This window comes from Microbacterium memoriense, assembly GCF_025398275.1.
Taxonomy (GTDB): Bacteria; Actinomycetota; Actinomycetes; order Actinomycetales; family Microbacteriaceae; genus Microbacterium; species Microbacterium memoriense.
In genome coordinates this window covers 20,726-45,905 of the sequence record NZ_JAODOR010000007.1, presented here as the reverse complement: position 1 = coordinate 45,905, position 25,180 = coordinate 20,726, and the positions used below count along the sequence as shown (strand labels likewise).

The following is a 25,180-nucleotide window of genomic DNA, read 5'->3' as shown; positions in this document are numbered from 1 at the left end:
GGATGCCGCGGCATCCGCGCGACTCGAAGACAGCGAAAGAAAAATCATGAAGGTTAACCCCTCCGTCAAGCCCATCTGCGACCACTGCAAGGTCATCCGTCGCCACGGTCGCGTCATGGTCATCTGCAAGTCCAACCCGCGCCACAAGCAGCGCCAGGGCTGAACCCACCAGATTTCACAACTGAATACATAACAGGCAGGTTCAGAACCTCTTCGGAGGGGACACCCCGGGCTGGAGGCCCGGGCACCGATCCTGCCCCACACCTCCATTACTCCTAGGAGAAACCGCATGGCACGTCTTGCCGGCGTTGACATCCCGCGCGACAAGCGCGTGGTGATCGCCCTCACCTACATCTACGGCATCGGCCGTACCCGCTCGGTCGAGATCCTCAAGGCCACCGAGATCGACGAGTCGATCCGCGTCAAGGACCTCACCGACGACCAGCTGATCGCCCTGCGCGATCACATCGACGCCGAGTACAAGGTGGAAGGTGACCTCCGCCGTGAGGTCGCCGCCGACATCCGCCGCAAGGTGGAGATCGGCTCGTACGAGGGCATCCGCCACCGTCGTGGCCTTCCCGTGCGCGGTCAGCGCACCAAGACCAACGCGCGCACCCGCAAGGGCCCCAAGCGCACCGTCGCCGGCAAGAAGAAGGCGCGCTGACGCGCGGCCCTCGGCTTCTCACAGGTTCTAGGAGATAACGCACATGGCACAGGCCAAGTCCGCAGCGCGCAAGCCGCGCCGCAAGGAAAAGAAGAACATCGCGCTGGGCCACGCCCACATCAAGTCGACGTTCAACAACACGATCGTCTCGATCACGGACCCCTCGGGCGCCGTCATCAGCTGGGCATCCTCGGGTGGTGTGGGCTTCAAGGGCTCGCGCAAGTCCACGCCGTACGCCGCCGGCATGGCCGCCGAATCGGCCGCTCGCCAGGCGCAGGAGCACGGCGTCAAGAAGGTCGACGTCTTCGTCAAGGGCCCCGGCTCGGGACGCGAGACCGCGATCCGTTCGCTCACCGCCGCCGGCCTCGAGGTCGGCTCGATCAGCGACGTCACGCCCCAGGCTCACAACGGCTGCCGTCCCCCGAAGCGCCGCCGCGTCTGACTCTTTCGACAGGCTCAGGGACCCTCCGGGCGTTCCTGAGCCCGTCGGTCACTTTGCCGGATGCCGCTGTCATCCGGCCGCTCAAAACTCAACACTCACCACCCACACGTGTCATATAGCGGTCACGTGATCGAAAGGAACACATAGTGCTTATTGCACAGCGTCCCACTCTGACCGAGGAGAAGATCGGCGAGTTCCGCAGCCGGTTCGTCATCGAACCGCTGGAGCCCGGCTTCGGCTACACCATCGGCAACGCTCTGCGTCGCAGCCTGCTGTCGTCGATCCCCGGCGCCGCGGTCACCAGCATCCGGATCGACGGAGTGCTGCACGAGTTCAGCACCATTCCGGGCGTGAAGGAGGATGTCACCGAGATCATCCTCAACATCAAGACGCTGGTCGTCTCTTCGGAGCGCGACGAGCCGATCACGGCGTACCTGCGCAAGACCGGTGCCGGCGAGGTTACGGCTGCCGACATCTCCGCTCCCGCCGGTGTCGAGATCCACAACCCCGAGCTGGTCATCGCGACGCTCAACGACTCGGCCAAGTTCGAGCTCGAGCTGACGATCGAGCGTGGCCGTGGCTACGTCTCGGCGACCCAGAACCGCAACGAGTACGCCGAGGCCGGCCAGGTGCCGATCGACTCGATCTACTCGCCCGTTCTGAAGGTCAGCTACCGCGTCGACGCGACCCGTGCCGGTGAGCGCACCGACTTCGACAAGCTCGTGCTGGATGTCGAGAGCAAGTCCTCGATGTCGCCGCGCGATGCTGTCGCATCGGCCGGCCGCACCCTGACTGAGCTGTTCGGTCTGGCGCGCGAGCTCAACGTCGAGGCCGAGGGCATCGAGATCGGCCCCGCGCCGGTCGAGCAGGTCCTCACGAACGAACTGTCGATGCCGATCGAGGACCTCGATCTGTCCGTCCGCTCGTACAACTGCCTCAAGCGCGAAGGCATCAACACGGTGTCCGAGCTCGTCGCCCTGTCGGAGACGCAGCTCATGAACATCCGCAACTTCGGCCAGAAGTCGGTCGACGAGGTGCGCGACAAGCTCATCTCGCTCGGTCTGTCGCTGAAGGACTCGGTCCCCGGGTTCGACGGCGCACACTTCTACGGCGGCTACGACGACGAGACCGTCTGAGTCTCGGCCCTCGCTGACATCTTTCATCTGGAGTAACTGACATGCCCAAGCCCACAAAGGGTCCCCGCCTCGGAGGCGGCCCCGCACACGAGCGCCTGCTGCTTGCGAACCTCGCCGCGGCCCTCTTCACCCACAAGTCGATCACGACGACCGAGACCAAGGCCAAGCGCGTGCGTCCGCTCGCCGAGCGCCTGATCACGTTCGCCAAGCGCGGCGACCTGCACGCCCGTCGCCGGGTGCTGTCGGTCATCGGCGACAAGGGCGTCGTGCACGAGCTCTTCGCCGAGATCGCGCCGCTCGTCGCCGAGCGTGAGGGTGGTTACACCCGCATCACGAAGATCGGCAACCGCAAGGGCGACAACGCCCCCATGGCTGTCATCGAGCTCGTTCTCGAGCCGGTCAACCCGAAGCCCAAGTCGGCCAAGAAGTCCGCTGCCGCGGCTGCTCCGGCCGCCGAGGCTTCGGCTGAGGTCGAGGAGACGCCTGTCGCTGACGAGGCTGCCGACGCCGGCGCTGAGTCGCCCGAGGAGGGCGCAGCCGCTGAGGCTGCGGCCGACGAGGCCGTCGAGGCTCCCGCCGACGAGAAGTAACTCTCTCGCTGTAGCTGAAGAGGCCCGCACCGTCTATCGGTGCGGGCCTCTTCGCGCACGCCGGGGTCCCACGGTTGGTGCGTTCCTCGCTTCGCGTTCCCTCGTGTTCCACCGCTCGCTCGTTCCCTCGCTGTGTGTTCGCGCGTCCCACCTGAATAACTCCTGCAGCATCCTGCGGCGGGATACTCCGCTCACCGCATTTGTGAGGATTTCCGCTCTGGTCTCTGCTCCCGGACTCCGCAACGCAGGAGTTATTCAGGTCACCGCAGCCTCCGGGTCAGGCGGCGGTTCCGCGGCTGCGCTGGCCAGCTCACCGATGCGGGCGCGCCGGCTCGGCCGGCTGGTGGCGTAGTCCAGCCAGACCGCCAGCGCCGTGTGGCCGGAGCTGTTCAGGTGGCAGGAGGGCATAGCTTCCTCCCCAGCGCGCAGATCTCTCGCGTTGTCCCCCGATTGGATCGTGCCCGCCCCATACGCGGTTCACGACCGGCACGCTTCAGGGCATGCCATCAGATCTCCTCTCTACCCAGGTGTACTCGCGCAGCGATCTCCGAGCCTCAGGCTTCACGACATGGCGCATCGAGCGCGACGTCGCCGCCGGCCACCTCATCCGTCTTCGACGCGACCGGTATGTCGTGTCCTCCCACCCCGATATCGACCGCGCCGTGCGCATTGGTGCCCGGCTGTCGTGCGTGACGCTCCTCGCGCTCTGGGGCGCATTCGTTTTCGATAGCTCGGTTCTCCATCTGCAGGTCGAACGTCGCGCTTCCCGATTACGCGCGGCCGACGACCGAGGCGCGCGGTGGGTGCGTTCGGCCACGGCGCATCGAAAGGTCGCCCTGCACTGGGTGAACCTGCGGCACGTTGCGCCGAACCGTCACACCGTCGCGATCCTCGATGCCCTCCGCTGTGCCGTGCGGTGCCAGACGCCGCCCCTCGCGGTCGCCACCGTCGATAGCGTGCTGCACGTGGGGCTGGCCACGATGGCGGAAGTCCGCGAGGTCTTCGCGAGCCTCCCGGGGCGGTACGCCGCAGTGCTGGCCGTGGTCGATGCCCGCAGCGAGTCGGGCACAGAATCGCTCGTGCGTCTCATGTTGCGCCAGATCGGCGCGACATACGAGCTGCAGGTGAAAGTGCGGGGCGTCGGTCGCGTCGACTTCATCATCGACGGCTGGTTGATCGTCGAGTGCGACAGTAAGGCTCATCACCAGGGATGGGAGAAGCAGCAGGAAGATCGCCGTCGCGATATCGCCGCAGCGCGCCAGGGCTACACGACCATCCGCCCGCTTGCCGAAGACATCCTCTATCGCCCGGATGAGGTGCGCGCTGCACTGCGAGAGATCCTCGCGTGCCGACTCTGATCTGCCGGCCGCCGCATCGGTTGTCATCCAGCGCCCACCTGAATATCTCCTGCAGCACGGTCGACAACGCAATTGGTCGCCCGGATTTCGAGGCTTCGCCCCCAGCGACGACGCAACCAGCAGGAGATGTTCAGGTGGCGGCGGTGGAGGGTGGTTGGCCGCGCCACGCGGATGCAGGGGCAAGTCGACCGGCAGTCGCGACCCGGATGCGGATGCAGGGGCAATCGACGCCCGGACTACCGGAGGCGCCGGAGGGCAGGGTGAGGCCGCCGCCGCCGCCGACGGGACCTCACCCCCCTCTCGCCGTCGTGTGGAAGCCAGTGATGGCGCGCCTGCATGGATAACTCCTGCAGCCTGGAGAGCGACGAGGGCGAATAGCCCGGGAACACGGGGTCGGGCGGCAGTGAGGACCTCGGGGCGCAGGAGTTATTTAGGTGAGGTGCCCGCGTTGCGGCGCAAACCCCGGTCACACCCCAGGGCGTCGCAACGCGCGCAGATCCCGCTGCGTCGGCCAGACTGGGGGAATGACATCTCAGGTGCTGGTGATCGGTGAGGCTCTCATCGACATCGTCGAAACTGTCGGCGGCGACCGGGAGCTCGTCGGCGGCAGCCCCGCCAACGTCGCGATCGGCCTCGCGCGGCAGGGCCACGATGTCACGCTGCTGACACGCCTCGGCCGCGATGACCGCGGCGCGCGCATCGCCGCCCAGGTCGAAGAGTCCGGCGCCGTCGTTGCCGATGAGTCGTGGTCGGATGCCGCCACCTCCACCGCGCGGGCGCGCCTGCGCACCGACGGCTCGGCCGAGTATGACTTCGACATCAATTGGACGATCGCCGCCCCGGCGCTCCGTGACGCCAGCGCCGTCCACACCGGCTCGATCGCGCTGTTTCTCGAGCCCGGCGGAACGGCCGTCCTCGACGCCCTGCAGCGCGCGAAGGGCCGCGCCCTGATTACGCTCGACCCCAACATCCGCCCGGCGCTCGTCGGCGAGCACCGCGAGGCCCACGCGCGCTTCGTCGCCGCCGCCCGCACGGCCGACCTCGTCAAGCTCAGCGATGAGGATGCCGCGTGGCTCTTCCCGGGTCTCCTGCCCGAGCAGGTGCTCGCCGAGATCGCCGCCTACGGCCCGCGCATCGTCGTCATCACCCGCGGCGGTGAGGGCGCGCTGGGACTCGGTCCCGGCGGAATCACCGAGGTCGACCCGTATTCCGTCGACGTCGCCGACACGATCGGCGCCGGCGATGCCGCCATGGCCAGCCTCATCTCCAGCGCCCTCGACGATCCACTTCTGTTCGAATCCGAGGCGGCGTTCGAACGGGCCCTCCGCCGCGCCGCGGTGATGGCCGGGATCACGGTGTCGCGCCCGGGCGCGAACCCGCCGGCTCGGGCCGAGGTCGATGCTGCGCTCTGAGGAGGCTGGACACGCGCGTCTGCGCCTCGATCTCGCCTACGACGGCAGCGCCTTCCGGGGCTGGGCGCGCCAACCCGGGCTCCGCACCGTCCAGGGCACTCTCGAGGCAGCGATCGCCCGCATCCTCGGCGGCGACCCGCAACTGGTCGTCGCCGGGCGAACGGATGCCGGGGTGCACGCGGCGGGCCAAGTCGCCCACCTCGACCTCACCGATGCGCAGCGCAACCGGTTGACGAAGGGGCGCTCGCCCGAGCCCGAGGCGCTCGCTGCACGGCTGAACGGCGTGCTCGGCCCGTACTCCGACGTCGCCGTCCACCGCGTGGCAGCGGCGCCCGACGGCTTCGACGCCCGCTTCTCGGCCGTCTGGCGTCGCTACGAGTACCGCATCTCAGACGGGCCCTACGACCCGCTCGAGCGCGGCCGCACGACGACCGTGAAGGCCCCGCTCGACGTCGAGGCGATGGATGCCGCGGCCCGCTCCCTCATCGGCCTCCACGACTTCGCGGCCTACTGCAAGTGGCGCGAGGGTGCGACCACGATCCGCACACTGCTCGATTTCGGCTGGCACCGGGATGACCACGGCATCCTGATCGCGAACGTCAAAGCGGATGCCTTCTGCCACAGCATGGTGCGCGCTCTCGTCGGTGCCTGTACACGGGTCGGGGAGGGGCGGCTCACGCCCGCCGACGTCGTGCGTCTGCGCGACGAGGCCCTCCGCACGAGCGAGTTTCCGGTTCTCGCGGCCCGCGGCCTCACGCTCATCGAAGTCGGCTACCCGGCTGAGGATCTGCTGGCCCTCCGCGCTGAGCAGACACGTGCCCGACGGGGCGTCGAGCACCTAGGCTGAGCCGAGTGAAGGTCATCTCGTACAACCTCAACAAGCACAAGGCCGCCTTGGAGCTCGACGCCCTCGTCGAGTCGACCCACGCCGATATCCTCTGCCTGCAGGAGGCGGTCACCGAGGCGTTGCCCGCGGAGATCGCCGGCCTGCAACTGGCCGAGGCGACCGCGCGCAATCGGCTCGGTCTTGCCGTGTACTACCGTCGCAACACGTTCGAGGCGATGGAGATCCGCACCCTCGCGCTGAAGAAGTCGCTCCACGACCGCGTGCTGAAGCCGGCCGAAGAGCGGATGCTGGCCGTGCGCCTGCGCGACATCGACCACGGCCGCGAGTTCACCGTGGCAAGCTTCCACGCGGCGCCGCTCACGGCTCTCAACTCCCTTCGCCGCAAGCAGATCCAGGCAGCTCTCGCCGAGCTGTCGACGCTCGGCGAAGACCTCCCCATCCTCATGGTGGGCGACTACAACTACCCCGTCTTCAAGGAGAACCTGAGCCAGAAGGTGCGCGAGGCCGGATACGAGCTGACCCTCAGCGACACGCGGACCTACACCCGGTACAAGTTCTTCAAGGGGCACTACGACTTCGCGACGTCGGTCGGTGTCGACATCGGTGACATCACGACGTTGCCGCAGGGGCTCAGCGACCACCTGCCGATCCTTATCACTGCCGAGCTGACCCGGCGCTGACGGGGCGGCACAAAACAAGAGCGAGCCGCACCCGAAGGTGCGGCTCGCTCTTGTTGTTGCGGGTGTTACGCCGCGACGTTCTGACGGTTGCGACGAACGGTCGCAGCCACGGCTACAGCCGAGCCGGCGAGGACGAGTGCGCCGCCGCCGATCCAGACGCCGAGGAGGCCGTCGCCGTCGAATCCGGTGCTGGGGAGCGTTGCCGCGCCACCGGCAGCGGACCCCACGACGATCTGCTGCGTCGCGTTGCCGCTGGCAGCCGATGCAGCGAGCGTGTAGGTGCCGGAGGCGTTGGTCGGGAGCGTCACCGAAACCGGTGCTGCGCCCGCTGCCGTCGCCGACTTGGTGAGCGACGCGCTGCTCACGGCGAACTTGACGAACGCGAGCGTTGCGCCCGCTCCGTTCTCGCCGGTGAGCGTGAAGGTGACGCTTTCGCCGGGCTCGAACCCGGTGAACGTGAGGTTTGCAGTGCCACCCGGAGTGATCGTGGTGGTGCTGCTGTCGGGGCCGCTGGGGGTGTAGGCGTTCGCCATGGCGGGTGCAGCGAACACCGCGGCCGTGGCGATGGCCAGAGCGGCGGCAGCCTTGGTCAGACGGTGCTTCATGATTTCTGCTTTCGTTGAGCGGGTGGTGCAGGGGGATGTCGCTCACCGCGCGCACACACCGTCGAGGGCGTGACCGACGGTGGTTGGGGGGAACTCCGTTTGTCTATGAAGACTCTTCGAGTATTGCGGAGGGCCTCGCTGAGTGCAAGCTGAGAGGATTTCGTGTATGTAAACTTTCGTCATCGTTCATCTCGCTAGACTCGCTCCGAGCGTGACGACAGGAGACCCGAGTGCACCGTGATGATCGGCGATCTCGACGAATCCGGACGCTGGGGGCGCTGGCGGGGACCACGGTGTCCGTCGCGCTGCTCGCTGGATGCGGCCCCGCACCCTGGAACTCCGGCGGGGAGACTCCCACGGCAACGGCGACCGCGGTCGCCCCACCGATCTCCAACGACCTGTCGGGAGGATCGACCGAGCGTGAAGTCGTGGCGGGCGCCGTCTCGGCGACGATCTCCTACTGGTCCACATTGCGTATGGACCGCTGGACAGCGGACGCCGTCAAGCCCGTCAGCCTCTCGATGGTGACCACCGTCAGCCCGGATGACGGCCAGAAGGTCTATCTGCAGAAGGCGACGATGATCGCCGTGCCGGCCAACGGATCGACGGGTTTCGAGCCGCTCGCCACCCAGATCGACCAGTCGACCGTGTCGCCCGGGTATCTCGTGCTCGCGCCCTACAGCTATTCGCAGACCTTCAACGTGGGCACGGTCCCGGCGGACGCGACGTTTGTGACGCTCCAGTTCACCTACGACTTCCTCGTGCAGACGACGCCGACCTCGAATGAGTTCGCGAAGCAGACCGCGACCGACACGCTCACGGTGGCGATCGCCGGCAGTGCCGCGGATTCCGAAGACTGAGCCAACCTCAAGGCCAGCGCAAGACTGCGTCGAGATCGGCTGAAGTCCGGGCGATCAGGATGACCAGGCACGTACCGTGGAGCGAAACCCCGGTTCGTCTCCCGAAAGTCTCCCCATGCGAATTATCTCCCGCCCTCGCGCGCGCTTCCTGGCCACGATCGGCCTTGCCGCGGCACTCATCGCTTCGCTGACGGGGTGCTCGCAGGTCGTCGAAGCGTTCAACGGGCTGAACGCCGGGCAAAACGCGACCATCGCCATACCCACCCCGAACCCGACCGCGTCAGATGTCGCGCGGCCGTTCGACTCCGACTTCAGCTACGACGGCAGCACCACGCTCTCGAGCGAGGTCGCGGACGGACTCGAGCTGCGCATCGATGTGTGGGCGGCCGATCCCAAGCGCACGCAGGAGTGGACGCCCGACAGTGAAAAGGCTTTCGGCTTCGCCGTCAATGTCTACGACTCCCGCGTCGACGAGAAAGCGGTCCTCGCCCAAAAGCGCCGCGTCTACCTCTCGATGGTGAGCATCACCTCCCAGGTGTCGCAGTCGGCGATGAACCAGGGCCAAATGATGTCGCCGTTCCAGTTCTCGGCAGATCCCCGCACCCTCGTGCCGACCGACACGCTCCGCTCGGACCGCGGGCTCTTGCTCAACAGCTTCCAGGGCGGTCTGCTCGTTCCCGAGACGACCATTCACCAGCTGCCGGCCGATGCATACGGCATCACCCTCCAGTTCGCGCTGCAGATCGCCGTCGAGGGCAGCGCCAACGACGACAACAGCTTCGCGACGCAGACCGTCTACCAGGTTCTGCCGATTGCGATCTACTCACCGAGCACCGCGAGTGAATAGTCTGAGCGTGAGAGCGGAGGACACCACCGTGACATTTCCCTATGAGCAGGCGCAACCTGCGCCGTCGGCTGCGGTCGATGCCTACGAACACCCGCTGACGCCGGCGGGAATGGATCCCCTGGCCGATGATTTCTCGTCGGTGTTGGAGAACACGACCGTCCACCGATCGACGATCGGATGCGTCGTCCCGGCGTACAACGAGGAAGAGTCGATCGGCGACGTGCTGCGGTCGCTCCTGGATCAGACGCGCGTGCCCGACGTCATTCACGTCGTCGTCAACAACACGACGGATGCCACGGTGCGCATCGCGAGCGAATTCAGCGGTCCGCACGAGATCACCACGGAGCTCGGCGAGCAGTTCACCGAGGTCTTCGTGCACGACATCGGCAAGAACCCCGACAAGAAGGTCGGCGCGCTCAACTACGGCTACTCTCTCGTCGAGGGATACGACTACCTGCTCGGCGTGGACGGCGACACGACCGCCGACCGTCGCGCCGTCGAGTACCTCGAGTCCGAAGCCGTCTCCGACTCACGCATCGGGGGGATCTCCGCGATTTACACGATCGACGATCAGCCGATCAAGGGCACGATCGCCAAGTTCCTCATCGCGGGGCAGCGCACCCAGTTCGCGGCCTTCAACTTGCAGAACCTGCTTCGCGGTCGCAACATGGCGGTCCTCGGTGGGCAATTCTCGATCTTCTCGACGACGGCGCTGCGCGATGTCATGAAGGCGAATCACCAGAACTCGCCGTGGGTCAAGGACAGCGAGGTCGAGGACTCGCTTCTGTCTCTGCAGATCAAGAGCGCGGGCTATCTGACCAAGATCAGCCCGTTCGCTCGGGCCGAGGTCGGCGGAATGACGACCCTCAAGGGCTACGACGCGCAGCAGGTCAAATGGACCTATGGAGCGATCGAGCTCATGTGGCCAGGCCAGCGCGGTGACACGAAGGGCCAGCCGTTCCACCCGAACCTGCGGCTGCGGTGGTTCGAGAACTTCTCGATGCTCACGAATCTGTTCGTGCGGGTCGCGTTCCTCACCTTGTTGATCGCATCGCTGTCGATCAACGCGTTCGTCTTCTCGCCGTGGTGGCTCCTGCCGCCCGTCGTCGCGATGCTCTTGAACCTGCGTGTCGCGCGGGCGATGAAAAACAGTAATTCGCGTGATATCGGCTTCGCGGTGTTCATGATTCCGGCTGAGATGTTCATGTGGATCCGGATCAGTCACTTCCTGCGTTCGTGGACGCGGTTCCTCTCGCGCAAGAAGGTCGACAACTGGGCTATGCAGGCCAAGGCGGAAAAGGGCGGCGGGAGCATCGGGCACTGGGTGCCCTTCATCCTGCTCGCGATCGTCGCCGTCGCCGTCGCCGTGATCTGGAACCTCCTGAGCCCCGTGGCTCAGTCTGCGATCCTCTGGGTGGGGTGGCCCGTCGTCGGCGTCGTCACCGTGATTCAGACGGTGTTGATGTCGTTCAAGCTGTTCCGACGTCATCAGGGCTTCCGCGTCTGAGCGGAAGGGCCGGGACGGCCTGATACGGGTTTCTGGGGGACCCGCGATCAGGCCGCTTCGGCCGTCAGCCGGTAGCCGACGCCGCGCACGGTCTCGATGTACCGCGGATTGTTCGGGTTGTCGCCGAGCTTGCGTCGCAGGTTCGTCATGTGGGCCTCGATCGCGCGCTTGTCCGCGTCGCCGACGAAGTAGCTCGTGACATAGGACTCGCCGCGGAGGACGAGTGTCAGATCCGCCTTGCTGCGCACACGACGCTTGGATTCCATGAGCGTTGCAAGGAGATCGAACTCGGTGCGGGTCAGGGGCAGGTCGCGGCCCCCGACGATCACCGCGCGCTGATCCGGGTTGACGGCGAGGTCGCGGTGGATCACCCATCCCGGTCCCACGCCGGGGGCGCCCGGGGTGGCGAGGTCGGTGCCCGGAGCAGCGTCTTGTGGGCCCACGTGGGAGGGGACGACGATCGGCGCCGCGTAGCCGGGGTTCTCGGCGAAGACCGGCGTGGGGGGCTGCTGCAGGTCGATGTCGGCCATCGGATCGACCGGTGGCATCCATGTGGGCGGCGGGTATGCGGACGGCGCATCCGGCCGGGCCGCGGGCCGAGCGCCGGGGAAGGACGGTCCGGCGGATTCCTGGCGAGGAATGGCGGGGGCCGCGCTCGCCCCAGCCCGGGGACGGCGCAGGAGCGAGTCGATGCGCGCGCGCAGCTCGCGCGGGCGAAACGGCTTGACGATGTAGTCGTCCGCGCCGGCTCCGAGTCCGATCACGACGTCGGCCTCTTCTTCGAGTCCGGTGATCATGATGATGAACGTGTCGCTCTGCGCCCGGATGCGGCGTGCGGCTTCGAAGCCGTCGATTCCCGGCATATTGACGTCGAGGGTCGTGATGAGCGGCTGGTAGGAGAGCACCGCGCGCACCCCGTCGATGCCGTTGCCCACCGACACGGTCGAGAAGCCCGCCGCCTCGAGGACCTCGACGATGAGGTGGCGGATGTCGGGGTCGTCCTCAATGATGACGGCAGTCTTCAGCAGAGCCGAGGGATCGGTCATAGGACGGTGCTCCGGGGGGGATGGAAGGGGCGTCGGTGAGTCACATGCTACAGGCGTGCCGCCACGGCGGCGTCAGCCCACGTCCTGGGTGAGCTCGACGGCGACATCGGGCCACCACACGCCGGCTGCCGGGCCGCCGTTGCAGGTGCCGTCGCTCTCTCCCGGGGGCTTGATCCACAGGTTCGTGTCGACGACCTCGTCTCCGAAGGTCCCGCCCGGTTCGCCGATGCGCTGGCCCCGCGGGTTGCACCACGTGGCGCCTGCGGTGGCCGCCCCGTTGCGGGATGTGTCGATGATGGCGTGCGTGCCCCCGAGGGCGTCGGAGAGGGCGTGAGCGAAGGCGAACTCGTCGTAGGAGGACTGATAGTTCGACACGTTGAGAGCAACCCCCCGCACGCGGTCGATGACGCCGATCTGACGGATGAGGTCGGCCATCTCGGCGGCACTGCGCCACCGGCTGTGACCGCCGTCGACGTAGATCCAGGTGTGGGGGGCAACGAGCGAGCCGACGGCGGCCTGGAGCGTCCGCGCGCGGTCAGCGATGTCGCCGCAATCGGAGGCGAGGGCGATGCTGTCGGGCTCGAGGATGACGATCGTCCGCACGTCGGGTCCGGTCGCGATACCCGCCGCGATCTCCTTCACCCACACGCGATAGTCGTCCTCTTCGAGGCCGCCCGCAGAATGGTTGCCGCAATCGCGTTCGGGAAGGCCGTAGACGACCACGGCCAGTGTGCGCTTCTCTGTGCGCGCCTGGGCAAGGAGGGATGTCACCGTCGCGCCGGCGGTGCCGATCGGGTCTTGCTCGGGGGTGAGCCAGTAGGCGGTCGGCTGCGCGGCGAGATACTCCGTCGCGGTGACGGCATCGGCATCCATCCCCATCGTCTTGAGGGCGACGGTCGCCTTCGACTGCTCCGGCGCGATGACGGTCGTGCCGTGCGCAGGGGGCGTCGCCACGGCGGCGTAGAAGCCCCGCGTCACGACCCACCCGACGACGGCGAGCACGGAGACGACGAGGATGCCCGCGGCGATGAGCCCGACGACGATCCAGGTGCGTGTCGACGGGCGTCGTCGGCGCCGGGGAGAGCGGGAATGGGCCACCACTGCACTCTATCGAGCGGGATCAGTCGTCGTCGCGACGGCGGCGGAGCCACACGGCCACGAGGATGACGACCCCGGCGAGAACGACGGCGCCACCGCCGATCCACAGACCGAGGAGCTGCGAGCTATCGCCGCCGGTCGACGGCAAGCCGTCCGCTCCGAGCGCCGAGACGCTCGAGGTGCCGCCGGCCGATGTCGCAGAGACGGCGGCGATGTTGTAGATGCCGGAGCTGTTGCTCGGCAGCGTGATGCGGACGGCATCCAGGGCGCCGCTCGACGTCGACGTGTAGGCGCCGCTCAAGGTCGACACCTCGAGGCGAACGAGGGCGAAGCGGGCGGAGGCCGCGTTCTCTCCCGTGAGGGTGACCGTGACCGCCTCGTCGGCGCCGAAGGTCCCGGCGTTGCACGAGAACGTGATGGTTGCGCCGGCAGCGGCGGCGGACTGCGAGCTTTCGCACGCGTCCACGGGCGGGTAGATGCTCGACGCCTGCGCTGCGAAAGGCGCACCGAGAGTCAGCAGTATGATCGCCGCGGCCGTGATGGCAGCGCGGAAGCGGAGCGGCATGCTCACCCTTTCCCCGGGAGACTTTGATCTTACCCGAGGGCTCCGCAGCCGGCGGACACGGTGGTCGCCAGGTCCGCGTCGGCGGTGGGGGTGACCAGCGCTTCCGCGTGATCCGCTCCGGTCACGGCGCGCACGGTGACGGTGGCCGTCGCGGAGGCGCCGGGGGCGAGGACGACGCCGAGCGTGAGGACCTGCCGCCCGTCGTGCATGCCGCCGCCGAACCCGCCGCCGGTGCTGAGCGATGATTCCGTGAGCTCGTAGCCAGTGGGCAGATAGATGTTGCCGACCACATCGGAGTCTCCGGGGGCTGTTCCGAACGCCCCGTCCGCCGTGAGGTACGGCGGGAGGGAGGTCGCGGCATCCGCGGGCGCCGTGCTCTCGAGGGTGAGGGTCAGAGTGAGGGAGCGAGCGGCGACCGTCTCGGAGGGGGCGCACGTGTTCCACGCGAGCTGCACGCTCGGATGCGTGTAGTAGCTCATTTTCGAACCGCCGCCCTCGTTGAGGTACACGCCGAACTGCGCGGTCTGGTCGTTGGTTGTGGGCAAAGGGCCCGCGAGGGTGGTGTCTGCGAGGATGAGCTGCTCATCAGGGTCGGCGCTCCACAGCAGGAGGCGCCGTTCGGCGCCGGCCTGCCCGAGTGCCGAGACGAGGTCGCCCGGCGATGCCGTCCCGCGCGCGAGCGCGTCGAAGACGGCGCCGGCCGCCGCAGAGAAGAACGCATCCTGATCGGCGGGCTTGTCGTATCGGAAATACACCTCATTGAGAAGAAGGCTCACGGCGTTGTCGGCCGTCAGGACGTCGCCCGTGGGTACGGTGACCGGTCCTGTCGCGTCGAGGAGGTATGAGAGGACGACGGGGTCGACGGCGAGGACTCCATCCACGGTGAGGCCCGTCTCACTCCGAACCATCTCGGCGGCGAGGGGGGCGCCCACGGCGAAGTCCGGGATCTGCGTGGTGTTCTGGATGTAGCGCGCGGGTTTGGTGTCGAAGAGGGCCACGATCTCGTCGGAGAGGGGCGCGACCGGGTCAGGGAAACCGGAAGGAAAGTCCGTGGAGGACAACGTGCCGGACAGCGTGAGGACCCCATCCTCGGTATGCAGCAGCACACCCGCGCCGGCAATGCCCCCGAGGGAGCGCCACTCGGCGTTGTTCTGGACGATGACCAGATAGGTGCGCGGACCGTCTTGCCCCAGCATGCCGGGGAGGAGCGCCGCGGCGCGGGCGAGCGCGTCGGTCGCCGTGGCGACCTCGGCGAACTGTGCGTCGGCGTCGCGGACGGCATCCGCCACGACACCCGCGAGGGGAACCGTGTCGATCGCGTGGATGCGCGCCGACGAGCGGGCCACGGCATCGGCGCCGGCGCGGGCTGGTTCGGCGATCGTGGCGAGCGGTGCGGGGTCGATGCGACCATCCACCGGCTTCAGTGCGTCGAGCGAGAGACCCCCCGCCGAGCGGGCGATCGGGGTGAGGCCCTCGGTGAGGACGGCGTCAAGGCCTGCCGCGACGGTGGCGAAGGCGGACAGCTGCGGGCCGATCCATGGAACGCTCTCGCCGAGTCGCCAGATGGGATCGGAGGTGAGATCGCGGGCGGCGGCGGCGTGTGCGGCGAGGCCTTCGAGCGTGGTGCTCGCGGCGGCGGGATCGGCCGAGAGCGCCGCGATCGCGTCCGACGTGCCGTCTTGGACGGCGCGGACATGGCCGTAGGCCTCGGCGCCGCGGACGCCGATCCATCCGGCGATCGCGATTACGGCGAGCAGGCAGGCGCCGAGGGCGATCACGAAGATGCGCCCGGCGGTGCGCGCGGCAGGAGGGAGAACGGGCGCAGTCACCCGCCCGATCCTACGCGGGGCGTGCGTCGGTGATGTTTCCGGTCGGCGCGTTGTCCAGGAAGGCGAGATCGTCCGCGCGCTCCCAGCGGTCGCCTCCTTCACGTTGTGCGGTGTCGGCAGCGTCGGCGGCGGCGGCCAGGAGCGTGTCGAGGGAGAAGCTGAGGAGGCCGACTGGCGCCCAGCCGATGCTCGCCGACAGTCGGGTCTCGATCCCCTGCCCCTCGGTGGGAGTGGCAACCCGCGCCAAGAGGCGGCTGAGGAGGGGGCGCACGGATGCGTCGGGCCGGGGAAGGAGGACGACGTAGCGGCTCGCCGACTTCTGGTCGATGTCGGCTTCGGCGGGAAGCATCGAGAGCACGTCGCTGGCGAAGCGGGCGACGACGCGGTTGTACGCCGCGGTGCTCGTCGCCTCGCGGATCGCGATGGGGTCGTCGAGGCGGATCTCCAGGACCGACCACCACAGGTCGTTGGCGACCTCCGCGCGTGCCAGGCGATCGCGGGCGATCGCGCTGAAGTCGAAACGCAGCGCGTGATGGGTGCCGGCACGTTCTTCGCGCACGAGCAGCAGGAGTGTCACGAGCGCCGCGACGAAGTACACCGCCCCGCCGAGCACACCGAGGGCGCGGAGCGCGAGGACACCCCCGTCGATCTCGAGGGATTCACCGCGCGCGAGGCGGAGGGCGCCGTCGACCACGCCGGCCGCGGTGACGATGATGAACGCGAGCGAGGCGAGCGCGAGCGGGAGGATCTCGTCGCGGTGCAGTGGCCCCATTCGGAAGAGCTCACTGGTCGTCGCTGCGGCTACCGCGGCGGCGACCAGCAACGCCGCGCGGAAGCCGATCTCCGCCCACGAGGTCTCTGCTGAGATGACGATGAGCGCCGTCAAAGCGACACCGAGGAGAAGGATCGGGGCGAGGTAGGTGCGCTCGGCGGCGCGACGCGCGCGCAGACCCACCCACATGCACATCGACGCCGTCAGGACGATGCCGATGCCGGCGGAGCGGAGGGGAGCGAGGCCCAGGACGTTGCCGGCGAGCCAGACGTACGAGGCGCACATCGCTCCGACGAACGCTCCCGACCAGATCGCGGCCTCGCGGGAGGGCCGAGGCAGGAACCCCAACCCGATGATGATGATGGTGCACAGCGTCGCCAGGGCGACGAAGACGATGAACACGTCGTTATCGATCACGACCTTCTCCTTCGAGCGTCGATGCGGCCGGCAGGGTGACCGTGACCGTGGTCCCTTGTCCGAGCGTGCTGGTCACGGTGATATCGCCATGATGGCGACGGACGATTTCGCGAGCGATCCCCATGCCGAGTCCCGTGCCGCCGACATGACCGTCGGTGGCGCTCTGCGCTCGGAAGTAGGGGTCGAAGATGCGCGCGAGATCGTCCGACCCGATTCCGATGCCGGTATCGGCGATGCGGAGCTCCGCCGTGTCGGCGGTGGAGCTCGTGGACACCACGACGGTGCCCCCGCGGGGCGTGTACTTGATGGCGTTGCTGATGAGGTTGTCCACGACCTGACGCATCCGGAATCCGTCGCCACTCACCGGTAGCGACGCGCCCATCTCCTTGACGACCGTCACGTTCTTGGCGGCCGCGGTCGGGGAGAAGGCGGCGACGGCGCTCGCAGCAACGCTGCCGAGATCGAAGTCGCGCGGTGCGCGGTCGGACGGCTGGGTGTTGCCGAGCAGGCCGCGGATGAGCACCAGCATCCGCTCGGCAGCGTTCTCGATGACCGTGGCGTGCTCTTTGGCGGCGGGATCGAGAGTGTCGTCGTCGAGCAGCAGGTCGGCATGCCCGAGGATCGCGGTCAGCGGGTTGCGCAGCTCGTGCGAGACCGCACTGGCCTGCGACCGGCTCTCCGCCTGCTGCCGGACGCTGTCGCTGTCGTCGACGATCTCGATGATGGCACCGCGGGCGCCTCCCGCGTCGATGTTGCGTTCGCGGATGGACAGGCTGAGCGCACGCCACTCTCCCTCGGCGTCGTACAGCCACATGCGTTCGTTCGTCACCCGCGCTCCGGCGGCCGCGCGCGCGACGGAGGTCTGGTCGGGGGAGAGAGCGTCGCCGAGGTAGTCGGCGTATTCGACGGCGGAGGACGGATGGGTGAGATCGTCGCCGGGGTACGAGTACAGCGCGCGATAGGCAGCGTTGGCGGCGAGGAGTTGTCCGTCTTCGTCGACGCGCGCGAGCGCGACGCCGACCGCATCGAAGAGGGCGTCGGCGCGGTGCCCCTCGGCCACGATCCGCTGGATCGCGCGGTCGAGCTGCTGGGACTGCCGGCGCATGAGGTGGCGCAGAGCACGCGTGCGACGCGTGCCGATCGAGATCGTGACGCCGAGGAAGCCGAGCGAGACGATGATGATCAGCAGGGTCAGAGTCGTCTCGACCGTGCGTCCGCCGTTCCACCACTGCGGGACCTGTGTGGCGAGCGCGATGCCGAGGGCGGAGACCAGGGCAGGCGTGCCGTAGTACGTGGCGATCCAGGCGACCGGGAAGCACCAGAGAAAACTGAACGACTGCGTGCTCGCGGCAAGAAGACCGATCGCCGCAGTATCGAGGAGCGGGACGGTCAGCGCGACGCGCGTGGGATGGCGAGTCCAATCAAGACCGATGGCCGCGAGGCCGATGGCGACGATGAGCAGCAGCCCCGTCAGGAAGGGGACGGATCCGAAGAGATGCGGGTCGAGCACGGCGACGACCGCACCCATCACGACGACGCTCAACGTGAGGATGAGTTGCCACTGCCACACCGATCGCGCAATCGACCCCACAAGACTGCGCTCGGCCCACCGGTCGACGCTCATGTGAGACCCTCTACGGCGAGGGGGCCCGCCGCGCGGAGGAGCAGCGTCGCGCGCACGCCGGCACCCGTGCTGGTGACGAGGGAGAGCTCGCCGTGGTTGCGGCGCGCGAGCATGCGCGCGATGGGGAGACCGAGCCCGACACCCGGGGTCGAGTGGAGCGCGGCGTTGGAGCCTCGGTAGAACGGTTCGAACACGTGCTCGGCGACCTCGGGGGGCATGCCCGGGCCCTGATCGCGAACCGAGAACATGATGTCGCTGCCGATCCGCTCGGCCGAGACCGCGACCTCACCGCCCACCGGACTGAAGTTCACGGCGTTGGAGATGAGGCTGCGGAGGATTCGCTTCGCGTCTTCACGGTCGGCCCAGACGGCGAGGTCGGCCGGAGCCGTCATGGCAATCGAGACACCCGCGGCACCGATCGCATCGCTGAGGGGGGCGAGCGCTCCGGCGATGAGATCGGATGCGGACGTCGACCTCGGCCACGGATCGGGATCGTCTTGCGGGTGGGCGAGGGAGAGGAGGTTGCTGAGGAGAAGACCGAGGCGTGCCGTATTGCGGGTGATCGCTTGCACCCATTCGCGCGAGTGGGTGTCGAGGTCGCCGTCGCCGAGCAGTGAGGCGTACCCGGCGATGATCGTCACCGGAGTCCGCAGCTCATGGCTCGTCGTCGCGATGAAGTCTTCGCGCTGTCGCTCGAGCTCATAGCGGGCGCGGAGGGCGGCGGCCGTTTCGCGTTCGGCGTCCGCGATTGCGCGCGCCGACGCCACGGCGGTGCGGTTGCGGAGGACGCTGTCATAGCGTGATGAGACAACGGCAACTGTCACGAGTCCGATGGTGCCGAGCAGGGTGACGGTCGTGACCGCGACCTCGGTGGGGGTGAGCGCTTCGGGGAACGACGCGTACCCGGCACGGGTGAGGATCACCACCGTGATGCCGAGGATCAGGGACTGGGCGTAGGCGATGATCGGCGGGAAGCGTAGGACGGCCCAGATGAGGACCACGAAGACGAGAAAGCTCAGCGGCAGGCGCGAGGCGGGGGCGAAGGCGACGGACAGAGCACCGGCCAGCAGGACGGTTTGGATCGCCACCTCCCACCACCCGACCGCGTCTTCTTCGCGTGGGGGGAGAAGTGCAAACGGGGCCGCCAGCAAGACTGCCGAGGCGTGGGACGCCGCCGCGATGATCGCTGTGAGGAGGATATCTCCGCCAGCGGCGAGGGCGCTCACCATGCCGACGGTGACACCGTAGGCGCTCGCCGCAATCGTCGCGGCCGCGGCGAAGCGCGTCGCGTCGCGCAGGGACGTCAAACGGAAGTCGGGGCGGCGGAAGAAGAGCAGGCTGACGAACAGCACCGTCTCGCCGGTACCGGCGGCGGCGTAGGCGACGGCGGTCATCGGCGCCGTGCCGGCGGCGATGCCCGCCAGCGAGATCGCGGCGAAGATCGCCGCGTAGGCGAAGGCTCGCTGCCGCGCCGGCGTGAACAGAGCGAAGCACGCCGCGGCGCCGGCGGCAGGCCACCAGAGGGAGATGGGCAAGCGGGGCACGATCATCCACACACCGATGACGCTCAGGGCGAAGATGGTGGCCGGTCCCCCCACCCACAGCAAGAGTGCACGAGGGGTCGGCCGGGGGAAGCGCATGACTCGACGCTAGCGCCGATCGGCGCTCGGACGCGTGTACGGTAAAGGAAAACCGGCAAGCTCGCGAAGGATCACCGTGGCATACGTACTGGTCGTCGAAGACGACCCCGATGTCGCTGCGCTTGTTTCCGCGGTGCTCAGCGCGGCGGGGCATGAGGTGGATGTGGCCCGCGATGGTGGCGCCGGTGTCGCCGCTGCTCAGGCGCGCCGGCCTGACGTCATGGTCCTGGATTGGATGATGCCCGTCAAAAACGGCATCGAGGTCTGCGAGACGTTGCGCGCCGACGACGCGTTCGCGGCGACGCGAATCATGATGCTGACCGCACGGTCATCCGCAGACGATGTCGCACGAGCCAAGAACGCCGGGGCCGACGATTTCTTCGTGAAGCCGTTCGCGCCGCGCGAGCTGCGTGCGCGGGTGGCGGCCCTTATCGGCTGAGCCGGGCGACTTCGTCCCCGGACCATGCGACGACCTCACCCTGATCGAGGTCGATCGCGAGGGGTGCGGCAGGGTCGGCAACCGTGAGACAGGCGGGCGTGCCGCCCGCCTGACCGTCGTAGCGGGTGAGCTCGATGCCGGCGCACGCATCGGTCCGGGCGGCGGTGACGACGCCGGCGGGGTCGACCGCGAGAGCGACGACACCGGTCGCGAGCTGGTTCCACTCCGTGCCGGAACGCGCGTACGCGACATCCTCGCAGAGGAGGGCGATGGTGCCGTCGACACGGAGATTGCGGGGGGTCGAGCACGGCGCCGCAATTGCGTCTCCGGCGACGACGACTTGGCCGGGGTCGGCGGTGAGGTAGCTCGCGGCGGCGAAGAGGTTGTCGTAGGTCTGCCAGTATGCGCCCGAGGTGAAGCTGCTGAGAGCCACGGTGTCGCACGCGCTCGCCGCGTCGACGACAGCCGTGGCGTTCACGCCACCGAATGAGGTGAGCGAGCGGACCGCGCCGATCCCCTCCGGGGTGACATCCGTCCACGTGAGGCCGTCGTCGCCGGACCATTCGATCACGGGGGAGGTGCCGTCGCAGGCGCCGCTGGTGGCACGCCACGCGGCCGCGGCGCCCACGCTCAGAAACCGGTCGGCGGTGGGTGCGGAAGGCGTCGGCGTGGGCGTGGGCGTCGGGGAGGGTGACTCGATCTCGAATGTCGGCACGGGCCGGGCGGTGGCGGCGGATGCGGGCGGCCGTCCGTGCTGGATCGCGAGCACGGCGAGCGCGACGGCAGCGACCGCGATCGCCGTGAGGGCCGCGGCGCCCGCGGCGCGGCCGAGGGCTGACCTACGGGCCATCTCAGCTCTCTCGGTCGGCTCCGCGCGCGTCGCGCCGGGTCTCGATGCCGAGATCGGTCAGCGTCGGTGCGGGGGGAACCGACGCGACGGGTGCGGTGCGGCGGCGGCCTCCAGCCTTCTTGGCCTTCCGGCCCTTCGGCTGGTCTTGCACGTAGGCGCCGTACCCGTATCCATACCCGTATCCGTATGCGGAGTAGTACGAGTCGGGGCCGCGCGTGGGCACCATCGACATGACGAACCCGGCGAGCTTGGCGCCGACCGTGCTGAGCGATTCGACGGCGCCGGTGAGTTGGTGCTTCGTCGTGCGGCCCGCGGCGACGACCATGAGGGCGCCGCTCGTGGCGCGGGCGAGGATGGCGGCATCCGTCACGGGCAAGAGGGGCGGCGCGTCGCAGAGGACGACGTCGAAATCGCGCTCGAGGATCTCGAGAAGAGTCGCCATCTGCGTCGAGCCGAGGAGTTCGCTCGGGTTCGGCGGAATCTTCCCGGCGGGGAGGACGAAGAGGGTGCGGCCACCCCAGGGCAGCATGACGTCGCCGACGCGCGCACGCCCGATGAGCACGTCGGTGAGGCCGACGCCGCCTTCGATGCCGAGGTATTCGGCGACCTTGGGCTTACGCAGGTCGGTGTCGAGCAGGGCGACGCGCTTGCCGGCGTCGGCGAGGGCGATCGCGAGGTTGATCGTCGTCGTCGACTTGCCTTCGCTCGGGACGGAGCTCGTGACGACGAAACTCGCACGTCCGCCCATGTCCAGGAATTGCAGGTTGGTGCGGAGCGCACGGAACGACTCGGCGCGCGGGCTGAGCGGGTCGGCGTGGACGATGAGCGGACGCTCTTTCGCCTTGGCGTCGAAGGCGATCGCACCGATCGACGGTGCCGCGGTGATCTGCTCCGCATCGCGGGGCGTGCGCACGCGGTTGTCGAGGACGCTCCGGAGCACGGCGAGTCCGATGCCGAGAGCGAGACCGACGAGGGTGCCGAGCGCGAGATTGAGCGGCACGTTGGGACTCGAGGGAGCCAGCGCCGGCTGGGCGTCGCTGACGCGGCTGAGACGCACGGGGCTCGACCCGTCGGCGGCCTCGGGCTCGAGGCGCGGGACCGCGCTGGAGAGGCTCGCGGCGACGGCGTTGGCGATGTCGGCGGCCGCGACGGGGTCGGGGTCGGACACCGTGACCGAGATGAGGGTGGAGTTCAGCGGCGCGGCAGCACTCACCGACCCGGAGAGTTCTTCCGATGTGATGCCGAGCTCGAGTTCGGCGATGACCGGGTTGAGCACGACGGGCGTGCGGACGAGGCCGACGTACGTGTTGATGCGGGCCTGCGTGAAGTTCGAGCCCTGCTGCAGCTCAGCGGCCGTGCCACCGGTCTGCGTCGAGACGAACACCGTGCTCGACGACTCGAACACGGGCGTACGGGTGAGGGAGTACGCGGCGGACGCTCCGAGCCCCAGGAGGGTCAGCACGACGATCAGCAGCCAACTCTTTCTCAGGACGCGGATGTAATCGGTGAGCTCCATGGTGCCTCTCGGTGACGTGGCTGCACGGATGCGCCGGGCGGTACGGAATCAGTCTGCCACAGGCGTGTTTCGTGTCAGTGACGCGTGAAAGACCCGTGTGACTGCGTCGACGGCGGGAATGAGCTGGGCTGCGGAGCGCTCGTACGTGGCGGCCGAGCGGCCGAACGGGTCGATCACATCGTCGTCGTCGGGATCGGCGGGCGGGAGGGTGAGCCCACGACGGCCGCCGACGACGTCGAGGGCGGCGGCGACGCGGGAGGCGGGATCGTCTCCGGCGGCATGCGCGGCGGCGCGGATCTCGTTGTCGGTGACGTCGGCGGCAAGGCGGGCGAACTCGCGGATCGTGAACGTGGAGCGGAGCCGCGTGGGGTCGGCTTCGACGATGGCGCGGCGGTGCTCGCGTGCCATAGCGAGGAGCAGGACAGGCTCCTGGAGATGTGCGGGCTGAAGGTAGCGCGCCCGGTGGGCGGCGGCGGTGTCGGCGGGGATGCCGCGGTCGGCGGCGAGCTGGGCGGCTTCCGGGGTCATGGGTTCGCCTCCGCGGGCGCGCGTGCCGGCGGATAAGGCGACGACGTCGAGATCGTGCAGGCGCGCGGTGAGGAGCTGGGCGGCGAGGGGGGAGCGGCAGATGTTTCCGGTGCAAACCGTGAGGATCTCGAGCACGGCGGTGACCTTCCTCGTGAGGGGGGAAATCGTGGTGCGGAGGCTGCGCCGGGTAGGTTTAGCGCGTGTCCGATCAGCTTATCGACGCTCCTGACGTGTCCGACGCCGCGCCCGCACCCCGACGGCGGCGACGCGCGCCGCGCCAGGATTGGCGACTCGGTGGGCGCACGGTCCGCCGGTGGGACGTCGTGGTGCTGGCGGTCGCGCTCGTCTCGGTAGGACTCGGCATCGTCGGCGGCGGGCTTCTCAGCCGGGTCGATGCGCCGTGGGCGCCGATCGCGTCGTCGCTCACGCTGTGGGTGGGATTCGCCGTGGCCATCGGTTTCGCGTTCGCGCGGTCGCGGCCGATCGGGCTTCTCCGCTTCCGTCCGGTCGACGTGCTTTTCGGCGTCGGTGTGGGGTTGGCGTTGCGCGGGATGCAGGGGGCGGTTGCGGGCGTCGCGCCGTTTCCGACGGCGGGGATGCTCGACAGTTCTCTGCCCGCATCCTGGTGGCTGACCGACGCCCTGCCGGCCGTGCTCGTGGCTCCGGTGCTCGAGGAGTTCCTCTTCCGCGGTGTGCTGCTCGTCGTCGTCTATCAGCTGTTGCGCCGCGCGGCGGGGTCGCTGGCCGCCGGGTTCGCGGCGTTGCTGGTGTCGACGGGCGCGTTCATCCTGGTGCACGCGATCGGCGGGACCTTGTCGGTTGCGGATGCCGTGGTCTTCGGCGCCGTCGGGCTGACGTGCGGTCTGCTCGTCCTCTTGACGGGGCGCGTGTGGGGGGCCGTGCTCACCCACGTGGTCTTCAACGCGGCCTACGTCGTTCTCATGGTCGTGGGGACCGCGCTGAGTTGATGCTCCGACGCTGATGCGTCCGACCGGGTTTTTCACGGCCCGAACCGTGGCCGCCCGGTGTCGCCGCGAGTAGCGTGCGGGCTACAGGGGAGCCCAACGGAGGGACGTGCCATGTCAGAGAAGATCGTCGTCGGAGTTGCGGGGGCTTCGGACCGTGCCGTGCAGTGGGCGGTCGCGCGGGCGTTGGCGCGCGGGCAGAGCATCGAGCTGATTGCCGTCGTCGGGGGAGCGGTCGGGGCTGTCGGAGAAGGGTCGGTCGTCTCTGCGGCGGCGAGTGCGGCTCAGGATCTTCTCGACGAGCATGTCGCTCGCATCGGGGTGCCCGTGACGACGCGGGTCCTGACGGGGAATCCGGTGACGCATCTGATCGATGCGTCCAAGGACGCGGCGCTGCTCGTCATCGGGAGCGACTATCGCGGTCCGGGCGAGGGGCCGGCTCGCGGCGCGCACGGTATTCGCATTGTGGCGGGGGCGATGTGCCCGGTTGTCGTCGTGCCCGATCTCGACCTCGATGCGGGGGTTGGTGTGGTGGTGGGGCTCGACGGGTCGGCTGTGTCGGAGCGGGCGCTCGCGTTTGCGGCGGCGGAGGCTGATCGGCTGGGCGAGAAGCTGGTGGCGGTGAGCGTGTGGACGCCGCTCACGGCGCCGCGCAATTCGCTGGCGGTGTACCCCGAGGTGTATCTCGCGAACATGCAGGCGGTGACCGAGGAGGTGCAGGCCGTGGCGCTGGCGGGCCTCGCGTCGGACTATCCCGACCTCGTTGTCGAGCGGGTGGTGGAGCAGGGCTACCCGTCGCACATCATCAATGCGCGAGCGCACGGGGCGCGGATGGCCGTGTTGGGGACGCACGGGCGCAGCGCACTCGTCCGCTTCCTCCTGGGTTCGATCAGCCAGGAGGTGCTGGCCCGGCTGGCGACGGTCACCGCGATCGTGCGCTGAG

The 25,180-nt window shown here is 68.6% G+C and carries 26 protein-coding genes; 15 read left to right on the top strand and 11 right to left on the bottom strand.

Annotated features, from left to right (window positions below; translation table 11 throughout):
• Positions 1–46 precede the first annotated feature (46 nt).
• The 9 genes from rpmJ (at position 47) to N4R40_RS06215 (ending at position 7,129) form a co-directional block, all read left to right on the top strand.
• A complete protein-coding gene (gene rpmJ, locus N4R40_RS06255) occupies positions 47–163 on the top strand; it encodes a 50S ribosomal protein L36 (protein ID WP_005050492.1) in 117 nt (38 codons plus the stop codon).
• A gap of 126 nt (positions 164–289) precedes the next feature.
• Positions 290–664, top strand: coding sequence for a 30S ribosomal protein S13 (rpsM, locus tag N4R40_RS06250; RefSeq protein ID WP_261606512.1), 375 nt, complete (start codon positions 290–292; stop codon positions 662–664).
• A 43-nt stretch (positions 665–707) separates the two neighbouring features.
• Positions 708–1,106 carry a 30S ribosomal protein S11 gene (rpsK, locus tag N4R40_RS06245; RefSeq protein ID WP_203189898.1) on the top strand — a complete coding sequence of 133 codons (399 nt, stop codon included), beginning with the start codon at positions 708–710 and terminating at the stop codon, positions 1,104–1,106.
• Between the two features lie 146 nt (positions 1,107–1,252).
• Positions 1,253–2,242: a DNA-directed RNA polymerase subunit alpha gene (locus N4R40_RS06240; protein WP_203189897.1), complete on the top strand. Its 990-nt coding sequence runs from the start codon at positions 1,253–1,255 to the stop codon at positions 2,240–2,242.
• A 41-nt stretch (positions 2,243–2,283) separates the two neighbouring features.
• Positions 2,284–2,832 (top strand): 50S ribosomal protein L17, encoded by a 549-nt coding sequence (gene rplQ, locus N4R40_RS06235; RefSeq protein ID WP_261606511.1) that lies wholly within the window; start codon positions 2,284–2,286, stop codon positions 2,830–2,832.
• Between the two features lie 500 nt (positions 2,833–3,332).
• Entirely contained in the window at positions 3,333–4,190 is an 858-nt protein-coding gene (locus N4R40_RS06230; protein ID WP_261606510.1) for an endonuclease domain-containing protein, read from the top strand.
• A gap of 524 nt (positions 4,191–4,714) precedes the next feature.
• On the top strand, positions 4,715–5,602 hold the full coding sequence (locus N4R40_RS06225) for a carbohydrate kinase family protein (RefSeq protein ID WP_261606509.1): 888 nt from the start codon (positions 4,715–4,717) through the stop codon (positions 5,600–5,602).
• Positions 5,589–6,449 (top strand): tRNA pseudouridine(38-40) synthase TruA, encoded by an 861-nt coding sequence (gene truA / locus N4R40_RS06220; RefSeq protein WP_261606508.1) that lies wholly within the window; start codon positions 5,589–5,591, stop codon positions 6,447–6,449. The genes N4R40_RS06225 and truA overlap by 14 nt, the downstream gene beginning before the upstream one ends.
• Positions 6,450–6,454: 5 nt before the next feature.
• Entirely contained in the window at positions 6,455–7,129 is a 675-nt protein-coding gene (locus tag N4R40_RS06215; RefSeq protein ID WP_261606507.1) for an endonuclease/exonuclease/phosphatase family protein, read from the top strand.
• Between the two features lie 65 nt (positions 7,130–7,194).
• Here the strand turns inward: N4R40_RS06215 and N4R40_RS06210 are convergent, their stop codons facing one another.
• On the bottom strand, positions 7,195–7,734 hold the full coding sequence (locus N4R40_RS06210) for a hypothetical protein (protein WP_261606506.1): 540 nt from the start codon (positions 7,732–7,734) through the stop codon (positions 7,195–7,197).
• Positions 7,735–8,027: 293 nt separating this feature from the next.
• Between N4R40_RS06210 and N4R40_RS06205 the strand changes: the two genes are divergently transcribed.
• The 3 genes from N4R40_RS06205 to N4R40_RS06195 all read left to right on the top strand — a co-directional run bounded on the left by N4R40_RS06205 (position 8,028) and on the right by N4R40_RS06195 (position 10,948).
• Positions 8,028–8,594: a hypothetical protein gene (locus tag N4R40_RS06205; protein WP_261606505.1), complete on the top strand. Its 567-nt coding sequence runs from the start codon at positions 8,028–8,030 to the stop codon at positions 8,592–8,594.
• A gap of 115 nt (positions 8,595–8,709) precedes the next feature.
• Positions 8,710–9,441: a fructose 1,6-bisphosphatase gene (locus tag N4R40_RS06200; protein WP_261606504.1), complete on the top strand. Its 732-nt coding sequence runs from the start codon at positions 8,710–8,712 to the stop codon at positions 9,439–9,441.
• Positions 9,442–9,550: 109 nt separating this feature from the next.
• On the top strand, positions 9,551–10,948 hold the full coding sequence (locus tag N4R40_RS06195) for a glycosyltransferase family 2 protein (RefSeq protein ID WP_261606538.1): 1,398 nt from the start codon (positions 9,551–9,553) through the stop codon (positions 10,946–10,948).
• A 47-nt stretch (positions 10,949–10,995) separates the two neighbouring features.
• Here N4R40_RS06195 and N4R40_RS06190 read toward each other — a convergent pair whose 3' ends face one another.
• The 7 genes from N4R40_RS06190 to N4R40_RS06160 form a co-directional block, all read right to left on the bottom strand.
• On the bottom strand, positions 10,996–11,994 hold the full coding sequence (locus N4R40_RS06190; RefSeq protein WP_261606503.1) for a response regulator: 999 nt from the start codon (positions 11,992–11,994) through the stop codon (positions 10,996–10,998).
• Between the two features lie 72 nt (positions 11,995–12,066).
• Positions 12,067–13,092, bottom strand: a complete 1,026-nt coding sequence (locus N4R40_RS06185; RefSeq protein ID WP_261606502.1) for a glycoside hydrolase family 6 protein — start codon at positions 13,090–13,092, stop codon at positions 12,067–12,069.
• Between the two features lie 22 nt (positions 13,093–13,114).
• A complete protein-coding gene (locus tag N4R40_RS06180) occupies positions 13,115–13,657 on the bottom strand; it encodes a cell wall protein (protein ID WP_261606501.1) in 543 nt (180 codons plus the stop codon).
• A 29-nt stretch (positions 13,658–13,686) separates the two neighbouring features.
• Positions 13,687–15,486, bottom strand: coding sequence for a DUF4012 domain-containing protein (locus N4R40_RS06175; protein WP_261606500.1), 1,800 nt, complete (start codon positions 15,484–15,486; stop codon positions 13,687–13,689).
• A gap of 10 nt (positions 15,487–15,496) precedes the next feature.
• Entirely contained in the window at positions 15,497–16,675 is a 1,179-nt protein-coding gene (locus N4R40_RS06170) for a hypothetical protein (RefSeq protein ID WP_261606499.1), read from the bottom strand.
• Positions 16,665–18,299, bottom strand: a complete 1,635-nt coding sequence (locus N4R40_RS06165; protein ID WP_261606498.1) for a sensor histidine kinase — start codon at positions 18,297–18,299, stop codon at positions 16,665–16,667. Before N4R40_RS06165 ends, N4R40_RS06170 begins: the two co-directional genes overlap by 11 nt.
• Positions 18,296–19,939: a sensor histidine kinase gene (locus N4R40_RS06160; RefSeq protein ID WP_261606497.1), complete on the bottom strand. Its 1,644-nt coding sequence runs from the start codon at positions 19,937–19,939 to the stop codon at positions 18,296–18,298. Before N4R40_RS06160 ends, N4R40_RS06165 begins: the two co-directional genes overlap by 4 nt.
• A 76-nt stretch (positions 19,940–20,015) precedes the next feature.
• Here N4R40_RS06160 and N4R40_RS06155 point away from each other — a divergent pair, with 76 nt between their 5' ends.
• On the top strand, positions 20,016–20,378 hold the full coding sequence (locus N4R40_RS06155; RefSeq protein WP_261606496.1) for a response regulator transcription factor: 363 nt from the start codon (positions 20,016–20,018) through the stop codon (positions 20,376–20,378).
• On the opposite strand, the gene N4R40_RS06150 is transcribed toward N4R40_RS06155, so the two are convergent.
• Genes N4R40_RS06150 through N4R40_RS06140 form a run of 3 tightly spaced genes read right to left on the bottom strand, consistent with a single transcriptional unit; the run spans position 20,368 to position 23,407 of the window.
• On the bottom strand, positions 20,368–21,228 hold the full coding sequence (locus tag N4R40_RS06150) for a hypothetical protein (protein WP_261606495.1): 861 nt from the start codon (positions 21,226–21,228) through the stop codon (positions 20,368–20,370). The two genes, N4R40_RS06155 and N4R40_RS06150, sit on opposite strands and share 11 nt — an antisense overlap.
• A gap of 1 nt (position 21,229) precedes the next feature.
• A complete protein-coding gene (locus tag N4R40_RS06145; RefSeq protein ID WP_261606494.1) occupies positions 21,230–22,744 on the bottom strand; it encodes a polysaccharide biosynthesis tyrosine autokinase in 1,515 nt (504 codons plus the stop codon).
• A 48-nt stretch (positions 22,745–22,792) separates the two neighbouring features.
• Positions 22,793–23,407, bottom strand: a complete 615-nt coding sequence (locus N4R40_RS06140) for an arsenate reductase/protein-tyrosine-phosphatase family protein (RefSeq protein WP_261606493.1) — start codon at positions 23,405–23,407, stop codon at positions 22,793–22,795.
• Positions 23,408–23,472: 65 nt separating this feature from the next.
• Here N4R40_RS06140 and N4R40_RS06135 point away from each other — a divergent pair, with 65 nt between their 5' ends.
• Both N4R40_RS06135 and N4R40_RS06130 read left to right on the top strand, forming a co-directional pair.
• Complete coding sequence (locus tag N4R40_RS06135) at positions 23,473–24,240, top strand: CPBP family intramembrane glutamic endopeptidase (protein ID WP_261606492.1); 768 nt, start codon at positions 23,473–23,475, stop codon at positions 24,238–24,240.
• A gap of 111 nt (positions 24,241–24,351) precedes the next feature.
• Positions 24,352–25,179, top strand: coding sequence for a universal stress protein (locus tag N4R40_RS06130; RefSeq protein ID WP_261606491.1), 828 nt, complete (start codon positions 24,352–24,354; stop codon positions 25,177–25,179).
• Position 25,180: the final 1 nt, after the last annotated feature.

Coding starts and splice junctions, on each gene's coding strand:
- rpmJ (WP_005050492.1), top strand. CDS start 47: ATGAAGGTTAACCCCTCCGTCAAGCCCATCTGCGACCACTGCAAGGTC.
- rpsM (WP_261606512.1), top strand. CDS start 290: ATGGCACGTCTTGCCGGCGTTGACATCCCGCGCGACAAGCGCGTGGTG.
- rpsK (WP_203189898.1), top strand. CDS start 708: ATGGCACAGGCCAAGTCCGCAGCGCGCAAGCCGCGCCGCAAGGAAAAG.
- rplQ (WP_261606511.1), top strand. CDS start 2,284: ATGCCCAAGCCCACAAAGGGTCCCCGCCTCGGAGGCGGCCCCGCACAC.
- N4R40_RS06230 (WP_261606510.1), top strand. CDS start 3,333: ATGCCATCAGATCTCCTCTCTACCCAGGTGTACTCGCGCAGCGATCTC.
- N4R40_RS06225 (WP_261606509.1), top strand. CDS start 4,715: ATGACATCTCAGGTGCTGGTGATCGGTGAGGCTCTCATCGACATCGTC.
- truA (WP_261606508.1), top strand. CDS start 5,589: ATGCTGCGCTCTGAGGAGGCTGGACACGCGCGTCTGCGCCTCGATCTC.
- N4R40_RS06210 (WP_261606506.1), bottom strand. CDS start 7,734: ATGAAGCACCGTCTGACCAAGGCTGCCGCCGCTCTGGCCATCGCCACG.
- N4R40_RS06200 (WP_261606504.1), top strand. CDS start 8,710: ATGCGAATTATCTCCCGCCCTCGCGCGCGCTTCCTGGCCACGATCGGC.
- N4R40_RS06195 (WP_261606538.1), top strand. CDS start 9,551: ATGGATCCCCTGGCCGATGATTTCTCGTCGGTGTTGGAGAACACGACC.
- N4R40_RS06190 (WP_261606503.1), bottom strand. CDS start 11,994: ATGACCGATCCCTCGGCTCTGCTGAAGACTGCCGTCATCATTGAGGAC.
- N4R40_RS06180 (WP_261606501.1), bottom strand. CDS start 13,657: ATGCCGCTCCGCTTCCGCGCTGCCATCACGGCCGCGGCGATCATACTG.
- N4R40_RS06165 (WP_261606498.1), bottom strand. CDS start 18,299: ATGAGCGTCGACCGGTGGGCCGAGCGCAGTCTTGTGGGGTCGATTGCG.
- N4R40_RS06160 (WP_261606497.1), bottom strand. CDS start 19,939: ATGCGCTTCCCCCGGCCGACCCCTCGTGCACTCTTGCTGTGGGTGGGG.
- N4R40_RS06150 (WP_261606495.1), bottom strand. CDS start 21,228: ATGGCCCGTAGGTCAGCCCTCGGCCGCGCCGCGGGCGCCGCGGCCCTC.
- N4R40_RS06145 (WP_261606494.1), bottom strand. CDS start 22,744: ATGGAGCTCACCGATTACATCCGCGTCCTGAGAAAGAGTTGGCTGCTG.
- N4R40_RS06130 (WP_261606491.1), top strand. CDS start 24,352: ATGTCAGAGAAGATCGTCGTCGGAGTTGCGGGGGCTTCGGACCGTGCC.